Source organism: Treponema sp. (genome assembly GCF_045641405.1).
GTDB lineage: Bacteria > Spirochaetota > Spirochaetia > Treponematales > Treponemataceae > Treponema_D.
In genome coordinates this window covers 1-5,997 of the sequence record NZ_JAZUGX010000033.1, presented here as the reverse complement: position 1 = coordinate 5,997, position 5,997 = coordinate 1, and the positions used below count along the sequence as shown (strand labels likewise).

Below are 5,997 nucleotides of genomic sequence, written 5' to 3'. Positions count from 1 at the left end.
AATCTAATTTTTTTAAGTCTTTTAAAAAGACCGTAACTTCAAAAAAGTTTATTACAGTAGCAGCAGTTTTAGCACTCTGTGTCGTTCCAACGTTCGCAGCCTCAGGTAGTGGGGAATCCATTGTTGAGCTCGATAACTGGGCAGACAAGATTCTTGAATTGTTCCAGTCATCTTGGGTCAAAGCAATTCTTTTAGTAGCTCTTATCGTTGAAGCTATTGGTATGGTTCTCGCTGGGCAGCAGGGTGGTGGCGGCCAGATGATTAAAAAATTCGCACCATGGATTATCGGAACAATCATCCTTCTTTCTGCTTCAAGTATCTGTTCATACTTCCTTGATGACCTCAATTTTGAAGTAGCAATGATTCCTCAGATTCAGAACACAGTCGACATGGCAGGAAACTCTCTCTCTGCAGCATGTGTCTAGTCACAAAAAGGCCAGTGATTCGCCTGAATTACTGGCCCCAAGGAATTAAAAAATGAATCAGATAAATAGAGAGACAGAACAAATTAAAAACATTCTCGATTGTCATGAACTAAGACTTCTTGCACCCATCCGTCTAACTGATTCTGGTTATGAGGTTTTGATTAATCTTGATGGAAGAGCCATTCCAAAAAAGGAACTTAAAAAGATATTTGAAATGGACTCATTAAAAGTAATTGAAATTGACACATTGAAAGACAGTCTTGGGCTTTATGCATATGCAATGATTGGAAAAGATTCCTATCAGGAGGCTGAATGGAAGAATTAAGTGTTTATGACTATTCAACACCAGTACATCGTGTACTTCTTGAACCAAATCTGCTCGTCGGTATCGGTGTGATACCGGCAATGCTGATTTTAGTAATTACTATCGTGCTTATGAACGTAATAAGCATTTGGTGTGCAATCGTGGGAATCTTTTTATTTGTTGCGGCAAAAATGGTTTGTAAAAATGACCCTTATGCCCTAACAGTAATTTTTGACAGAATCCTTGCACCAGATATTTGGAGGGCTGACTAATGAAAATACCATTCTTAGATTTACTGAAATTTAAAGAACCTCAGAATGAACTCAAATATGTTTTGCCATGGAGTTTTATCATCCAACCAGGAGTTTGCTTACTCAAGAATGGAGCTGTGATGGCAACATATCAGGTGGAATATCCTGACCTTGAATCTTCATCTGCTCCAGAGATAGCAAGCATGGCATCCTTATTCAACAGGTCAGCCATGACACTTGCACAGAATGAAGGTTGGGCTCTTTTCTTTGACGTAAAAAGATATAAGACAAAGGACTATCCCGCAGGCGAATTTTCCAACCTTGCAGGATGGTTAATTGACCAGAGACGTGCTGAAAATTATCACAAGTTCGGAGAACATTTTACAACTGAATACTACATTACTTTTGTGTACCAGCTTCCAAGCGACATAGACTCAAAAGCAACGGGACTCTTCTTCAAATCAAATCAGAAGTCCAAAAACACTAAATCAAGATCGCTTTTCGGTAAGTCTGAAAACCTTCCAAAAGTTCAGAAGGAAGTAGAAAACTTTCTCGATGAATGTGAAAAAGTAATGGGAACTTTAGGTGTAAAACTTTGGATCCATCGTCTCGACAATTCGGAACTTTTTTCTTACATAAAGAGTTCGGTTTCACTCCATAGGCAGAATCTTATCTACCCTGATGATACTTTCTTCTTCCTGGACAATTATCTCTGTGATATGGATGTTCGTAACAGCCAGCCATTAAAGATTGGTGAATACTATGTTCCTGTAATGGGAATCATGGATTTCCCAAACAAAACTTATCCTGCCATTTTTGATGGACTCAATAGGACCATGACAGAATTCCGATGGACTACAAGATTCATTCCGATGTCAAAGGAAAAATCTGCCAAGGAAGCTGAGAAATATCAGAACAGATTTTATTCAGCTCGTAAGTCGGGAATGACATTGTTCACAGAAATGGCAATGAATGTTGAAATCGACAAAGAGAATAAAGGTGCTCTTGAGATGGAAGCACAGGCCTCTGATATACAGGGAGATATTGCTCTTGGAGAATATGTTCTTGGTTATTACACAAGTAACCTGATGGTATGGGACAAAAAACTTGAAGTGGCAAAAGAGAAATCTCGTAAGCTGCAGCAGGTTGTAAGAAGCTGTGGTTTTTCTGTGAAAGAAGAAACATTCAACAATGTTCAAGCATGGCTTGGGATGATGCCAGGTAATGTATATGCAAATATACGAAGACCACTTATTTCAACTAAGAATTTTTCAAACATCATTCCGTTAAGCTCCGCATGGCAGGGAATGCTCTATAACGATTTCACGGAAGAAACCTGTGGAAGTTCAATTCCTCTTTGTACTTGTTCAACAAGTTATGGAACTCCATTCTTTTTGAACCTTAATGTCAGAGATGTTGGTCACACTTTCGTTTTTGGTCCTACCGGTGCAGGTAAGTCTACCCTTCTCGCTCTGCTGATGGCTTCAGCCACAAAGTACAAAGATGCAAATATCATCTGTATCGATAAACAGCTCTCAAGCCGTGCATTCATGGTAGGAGGCGGTGGTGTCTATGTTGAACCTGGTAAGGACGCTGTAGCATTTCAGCCACTCTCAGAACTGAAAGGTCCTGATGAATGTACAGAAGCAGAATATACAGAAAGCCTGATGTGGTGTCAGCAGTTCATTGAAGGACTCCTAAGTCAGCAGAACATCGAGACAACTCCAGAGATGAGTAAGGTTATTTCTGAAACTCTGCGTTTGATTTCTCTTAAGGAACCAAACAGAAGAACACTCACAACTTTCCAGCAATATGCAACTTACTCAGATCCAGAAAATGGCAGCAATACAATTCGCATTGGATTGGACCCATATTGTGCCGGAGGACAGTTCGGTTCCATCTTTGATGCAGACGAAACAAACCTTCCTCTTTCAAAGCTGGTAACAATTGAAATGGGAAGTCTCATGCGTTTGTCAGAAAAAGCCGTTGCCCCTGCCCTCATGTACATATTCCGCTATTTGGAAAAATTATGGAATGTTCCTACAGGACAGAAACAGCCTCTGACATTTCTTTTCCTGGATGAAGCCTGGCTTTATCTTCAGCATCCGATTTTTGCTGGATTCCTTCAGGAATGGCTTAGAACTCTGCGTAAGAAAAAAGTGTTCTGTATTTTTGCAACTCAGGAAGTTGCAGCAGCAGCCAAATCATCATTGAGTGACACAATCGCACAGCAGTGTTTGACCAAGATTTATCTTGCTGATGAATCCGCTACTTCACCAGGCCTTGTAGACAGCTACAGATATTTTGGACTTACAGATTCTGAGATTCTTGCGTTAAGCAATGCAACAATGAAGAAGGATTATTATTTCAAGAATCCAAACGGCTGCAGAATGTTCACATTAGATTTGGATCCTTTCCAACTCGCTTTGATTTCTCCAGATCACGAAATGCTGGACAAGATTGAAGCTGAAAAAGGAAGGAACACTATGGAACCTCTGGCATTTGAAATTCTTAAAGCAACAAAAGAAAAGATGGCCGACTTGGGAAGAGACACAAGATGTCTCGACTATGAAAAATATAAAAACATGATTTCATAGATTTGGATGTGACAGGCAGATATATGTCACAGTTTATTTAAGCTCCATTGTTCTGCCAAATGGAGTCGGATTTTACAACATGAGGAACACATCAAATGAAAAAAAAACTTTTAGCAATTCTGTCAGGAGTATTTCTGACAGTAACAAACATTCATGCAACCGGCTACCCCGTATTCGATATTACAGGTTGGCTTACAGCAATCGATCAGCTTTACAGCCAGTACGATATGGTCATGAATACAATTACAACTATCGAAAACCAGTATCAGCAAATTCAACAGGCCGTTGAAAGAGCAAAATCAATTGACTGGGAAAATATCCGTTTCGATGGAGACTTCGATATTCGTAACGACATCCGTGATGCCAACAAAAGAGTTAATGCACTCTTAACCCAGGCACGAAGAATCAAAGATACTCTGACAACACAAAGCATAGACTGTGGCAACGGAAATAGATATTCGATTGCAGATCTTTGTGGAATGGGTGAACAGGGAAAAAACTTTTTCACAGCCGTTACTGACACCGGTGAGTTCATGACTTCAAACATGAAGAACACAATCAAGAATATTGAGGAAGGTCTTTCAGAAAAACAGAAAGAAGCAATCTGGCGTAAGTATGGAATAAGTCCACGCAATTACATCTTCGTTTCTCAGTCTGTTGCAAAGGTAAAAGATGCTTCTGCAAAAGTTCTTGCAAAGGCAACTGATGAAGCCGTTCAACTTAAACGAGAAGAACAGATTGCAAAATCAAATGCAATCATGCAGGCCGCTTATGCACAGACAGACTCTAACGGAAACATGACAGAAGCTGCAGCCAGTGAAGCAAACCTTCATCTTACACAGCAGGTTATCGAAGAACTTGGTGGTGTTCAAGAAGCAATAAATGATTTAGCAAATGTCACAGCTTCAAAGTTAATCGCAGATGAAAACGAAAAACAGGTTGAAGCTGATGAAATGAGAAAGGAACTCCAGAGACAGGAAGCTATCGATAATAGGGTTCCAGATTCATTTATACGATAGGAGTTGAACATGGATAGTTATACTTCTTGGATTGATATTCCTGTCGTTGAAGCCATCGAATATTTTGGTGGATGTCTCAAGTCTTTTTATGGATGGGCAAATCATTACGCAATTGCCATTGGAATTGTAGGTCTCTGTTGGTCAGCTTTTAAACTTGTAAACAGCAGATTCACCATCAGAGATTTCTGGTGGGACACAATGTATAAGTGGCTTTTGTTTTTACTTATGATGTCAGCCTACCCTATCTTTACGATGGGACTGTCAGCAATCGGAAACAGAATTGGTATTAGTGCAGGTGGAGGAAAACAGGCCATTGTTGATGCTCTTGCTTCCATGAAAAAAACAATAGAAGCAGACCTTGCAACCCAACAGCGACTAGCTAATGAGCTGCAGGGAGAATTACAGGCACAAGTTGAAAACTTCACTTTTGAAACACCTTTCACAAAAGCTGAAGATTACAATGACTTCCTTGATAAAGTCTCAGATCAGATTAACGTGACAAAGTTTGATTCTAAAAAGGCAAAGAAAGCTGCTCAGGAAAAAATCGAAATCTACAGAGATAAAAATAAATACCACTCTGTTTATGGTAGAAGGACACTGGAAGCTCTCAATGCAATTTTGATTCCGAAAATGGTTGATGGAACTGATGGTCAACCTATTATCGATTCATATGTGGATTTGAATATATGGCTCAAAAACTCTGATGGAACAGATTCCTATTACCTTTCTCCGGCAGCCTTATTCCGAGTTTCTTTATTAGGATGCCAGGTATTATGGGAAAAGAATCAGATATCCTATAACATCCAGATGGACGAACTTGATGAAGAAGATGTCAACATTATGAAAAAAGGGATGAATAAACTTGGTGCTTCAATTGCTCATATCCCAAGTATGATTATGACTATCCTCAGTTGTATTGCATTAATTTGTTGTACGATTTTTGCAGAGATACAATACATCATGACAATTCTGGAATACACAATAATCATGGGACTAGGAGCATTCTTCATTCCTTTCATTCTTTTTGACGGAACAAAAGAAATGCCCAAAAAACTGATTCCTGTATTTACTGGGTTCCTTGTGAAGATGATTGTTATAACAATCTGCATGTTCTATGTTTTCTATCTGTTCATTGAAACAGCCATAAACATTATGGGTGACAACGGAGGTATGAACTGGGTTACATTTGCTACCCTTCTCTTCAATGGACTCATTTGTTTTGTACTTACACAGAACGCTCCAAAGATTGCACAGACATTGCTTACAGGTCAGCCTCAGCTTTCAATGGGTGAATTTGTGCAGGCTCTTGGAACTGCAGCCTTCGGTGCAAGAGCTATGGCAAAAGGTGTCACAACAACTGGAAAAGTTGCAGCAAAAGCAGGACACGTTGCAAAAGAAGGA

Annotated in this window: 6 protein-coding genes; all 6 read left to right on the top strand. The window is 39.6% G+C overall.

What is annotated here, in order from left to right:
- On the top strand, window positions 1-425 hold a 425-nt coding region (locus tag ACKI39_RS04645), incomplete at its 5' end, for a TrbC/VirB2 family protein (protein ID WP_407398131.1).
- 52 nt (window positions 426-477) lie between these two features.
- Window positions 478-750, top strand: a complete 273-nt coding sequence (locus ACKI39_RS04640; RefSeq protein ID WP_407398129.1) for a hypothetical protein — start codon at window positions 478-480, stop codon at window positions 748-750.
- Window positions 738-1,001, top strand: a complete 264-nt coding sequence (locus ACKI39_RS04635; protein WP_407398127.1) for a VirB3 family type IV secretion system protein — start codon at window positions 738-740, stop codon at window positions 999-1,001. Before ACKI39_RS04640 ends, ACKI39_RS04635 begins: the two co-directional genes overlap by 13 nt.
- A 119-nt stretch (window positions 1,002-1,120) precedes the next feature.
- On the top strand, window positions 1,121-3,577 hold the full coding sequence (locus ACKI39_RS04630) for a VirB4 family type IV secretion/conjugal transfer ATPase (protein WP_407398125.1): 2,457 nt from the start codon (window positions 1,121-1,123) through the stop codon (window positions 3,575-3,577).
- A 95-nt stretch (window positions 3,578-3,672) separates the two neighbouring features.
- Entirely contained in the window at window positions 3,673-4,596 is a 924-nt protein-coding gene (locus ACKI39_RS04625; protein ID WP_407398123.1) for a hypothetical protein, read from the top strand.
- Window positions 4,597-4,605: 9 nt separating this feature from the next.
- A partial coding sequence (locus ACKI39_RS04620) for a type IV secretion system protein (RefSeq protein ID WP_407398121.1) occupies window positions 4,606-5,997 on the top strand: 1,392 nt, incomplete at its 3' end.